Genomic DNA, 2,735 nt, shown 5'->3' with positions numbered 1-2,735 from the left:
GATCATTCTTACGAGAATCTGTTTAGAAAAGAAACTAATCCCCTCTCATCATTTTTTCGAATCAATTAATATTTTTGCAAGAAGTGTGCCAAAGAAACTATTTATTCAAAATCTCAAATTAAAATGGATAATCTGATCTTGTGCAGACGAAATATTCCACATTTTTTACAAAATAATACATAAATAGTGCAGATGGATTTTGCTTTTTTAATATTAATGAGTGTATTTTTGGATGATTCATTTAATCGGAAACACTCATAATGTGCAGATGAATTTTGCGATATTTTCGAAAATTTAAACGAAGAAACGTTAAATGTCTTGAAAGCAATTCCATCTATGCTGTGCAGACAGATTTTGCATGAGCAGATATGTTATCCGTTTTTGCAAATAAAAACACCAACCTGCTCGGCCGATGTTTTTATTCTTATAACACTTTGCTTAAAAAAGCTTTCGTTCTTTCATGCTGAGGGTTTTCAAAAATTTCTTTCGGGGCATTTTCTTCTACAATGACACCCCCATCCATAAATAAAACACGATCTCCCACTTCACGGGCAAATCCCATTTCATGCGTTACAACGACCATTGTCATTCCTTCTTTAGCCAATTGTTTCATTACTTCAAGCACTTCTCCAACCATTTCCGGATCTAGTGCTGAGGTCGGCTCATCGAAAAGCATGATTTTTGGCTTCATCGCTAAAGCTCTTGCAATCGCAACCCTCTGCTTTTGCCCGCCTGATAATGAATCTGGATAGACATCTGCTTTTTCCTCAAGTCCGACTTTTTTCAGGAGCTCAAGACCTGTTTTCTTAGCTTCCTCTGCAGAAATTTTTCTCACTTGCATTGGAGCAAGCATGATATTTTGAATGACCGTTTTATGCGGAAATAAATTAAATTGCTGAAAAACCATTCCGACTTCGGTTCTTACTTTATTAATATCTGTTTTTTTATCGGTTATATCAACTCCCTCAATCGTAATATGACCGCCTGTTATCGATTCAAGCAAATTAATACATCTTAAGAATGTAGATTTTCCTGATCCTGATGGACCAATCACAACGACAACTTCCTGTGGTTGTATAGAAGCACTAATATCTTTTAAAACTTCATTTTGTCCGAATGTTTTTTTTAAGTTCTTCACTTGAATCATTCTGTTGTCAACCTTCTTTCAAGTTTATTCAATAAGAAGCCTAATGTTGTTGTTAACACAAGGTAAATGAGCGCAGCTGTAAGATAAGGCTCCCACACACGGAAAGTTTGACTTGCTAATGCTCGTCCATAGTACATAAGTTCAGGTGTCGCCACGATTGCTGCGAGGGAGGACTCTTTAATAAGGACAATGAACTCATTCCCAAGAGGAGGGATCATTCGTTTGAAGGCTTGAGGCAATATGACATGTTTCATTGCTTGAACATGGGACATGCCTAGAGAACGAGCTGCTTCCATTTGTCCTCTATCAATGGACTGAATACCAGCACGAAAAATTTCTGCAATATAGGCACCTGCAATTAAGGAGAGTGCAATAATACTAGCCACAATCCCATTCGTATGCCCAATAAATAATGGTACGATCCCGAAATGAATTAATAATATTTGAACAAATAAAGGAGTTCCGCGGAAAAATATTATGTAACAATTAAAAATAAATGCAAGCGGCTTATTTTTCACCATTTTCCCTAAGCCGATAAATAAACCAAGAATGGTTCCAAATATAATACCTACAATTGACAAACCAATCGTTAATAATGTCCCCTTTACAAAGAAAGGAATATATTCTACTAAGATGTCAATCCTGAAATCCATTGCCCTTCCCCCTATGTAAATCAAAATTGCGTAACTTTCCTTTCTGCGTTACGCAATTCTGATTTAATTATTTATTTTTGCTGAGCTAAAATGGTCTCTACATCTGGTTCCACTCCGAACCATTTCTTATAAATCTCAGTATAAGTTCCATTTTTCAAGACTTCAGTAACAGCTACATCAAAGTCTGCTTTTAATTCACTGCCTTTTGGAAACATGAGGCCGTAAAATTCATTTTCAAAGCCTTCTTTATCACTAATAACATTTAGCTTATCGTTTGGATTATTTTGGGCATAAGCCTGAACTACTGCATTATCGGCAACAACTGCATCTGCACCGCCACTCGTTAATTCCAAAATCGCTAAATTATTATTATCAAACTTTTTAATGTTTTTATTGTTTAAGCCTAGTATTTTCTCAACTGCCGCTTCCCCAGTCGTTCCTCCAAGAACTGCCACTACCTTGTCATTCTTTAAGTCAGCCGCACTCTTAATATCACTGCCCTCTGGAACTAGAATCTCATTCGTTGATAAATAGTATGGTACTGAAAAATCATATGTTTCTGATCGCACATCATTAATTGTAATCGCACAAATCCCCATATCCGAAAGCTTGTCTTTTACCTCGACAAATAGAGGATCCCAGCCAACATTAACCATTTCAAATTCATAGCCTGCTTCCTTAGCAACTGCATTCATAAAGTCAACGTCAAAGCCTTTCATTTCACCTTTATCTAAAAATACAAATGGCGCATAGTTTGCCTCTGTTGCGATTTTAAGTTTTTTCTTACCTTCACCTGAAGCTGCACTATCACCGCTGCCCTCTGAAGTCTTTTGGCTCGTACCGCAAGCTGATAGAATAAGAGAGAAAACCATTACAATAGCTAAAAGTGTAAACCTTTTCATTTTAATGCCCACTTTAATTTTAAAAAGCAGTTC

3 protein-coding genes are annotated in these 2,735 nt (G+C 36.4%); all 3 read right to left on the bottom strand.

Annotation, left to right across the window (positions count from 1 at the left end; translation table 11 throughout):
- Window positions 1–424 precede the first annotated feature (424 nt).
- A complete protein-coding gene (locus V7149_RS21020; RefSeq protein ID WP_335347544.1) occupies window positions 425–1,147 on the bottom strand; it encodes an amino acid ABC transporter ATP-binding protein in 723 nt (240 codons plus the stop codon).
- A complete protein-coding gene (locus V7149_RS21015) occupies window positions 1,144–1,800 on the bottom strand; it encodes an amino acid ABC transporter permease (protein WP_335347543.1) in 657 nt (218 codons plus the stop codon). Before V7149_RS21015 ends, V7149_RS21020 begins: the two co-directional genes overlap by 4 nt.
- A gap of 71 nt (window positions 1,801–1,871) precedes the next feature.
- Window positions 1,872–2,735: basic amino acid ABC transporter substrate-binding protein (locus tag V7149_RS21010; RefSeq protein ID WP_335347542.1), on the bottom strand; the 864-nt coding region annotated here is incomplete at its 5' end.

It is taken from the genome of Bacillus sp. JJ1503 (assembly GCF_036965125.1).
Lineage (GTDB): Bacteria > Bacillota > Bacilli > Bacillales > Cytobacillaceae > Cytobacillus.
Note: the sequence above shows the minus strand (reverse complement) of the source record. Positions and strands in the feature narration are given on the sequence as shown.

Bases quoted from the DNA above. Each gene is read 5' to 3' on its own strand.
- V7149_RS21015 (WP_335347543.1), bottom strand. From the start codon at position 1,800: ATGGATTTCAGGATTGACATCTTAGTAGAATATATTCCTTTCTTTGTA.
- V7149_RS21020 (WP_335347544.1), bottom strand. From the start codon at position 1,147: ATGATTCAAGTGAAGAACTTAAAAAAAACATTCGGACAAAATGAAGTT.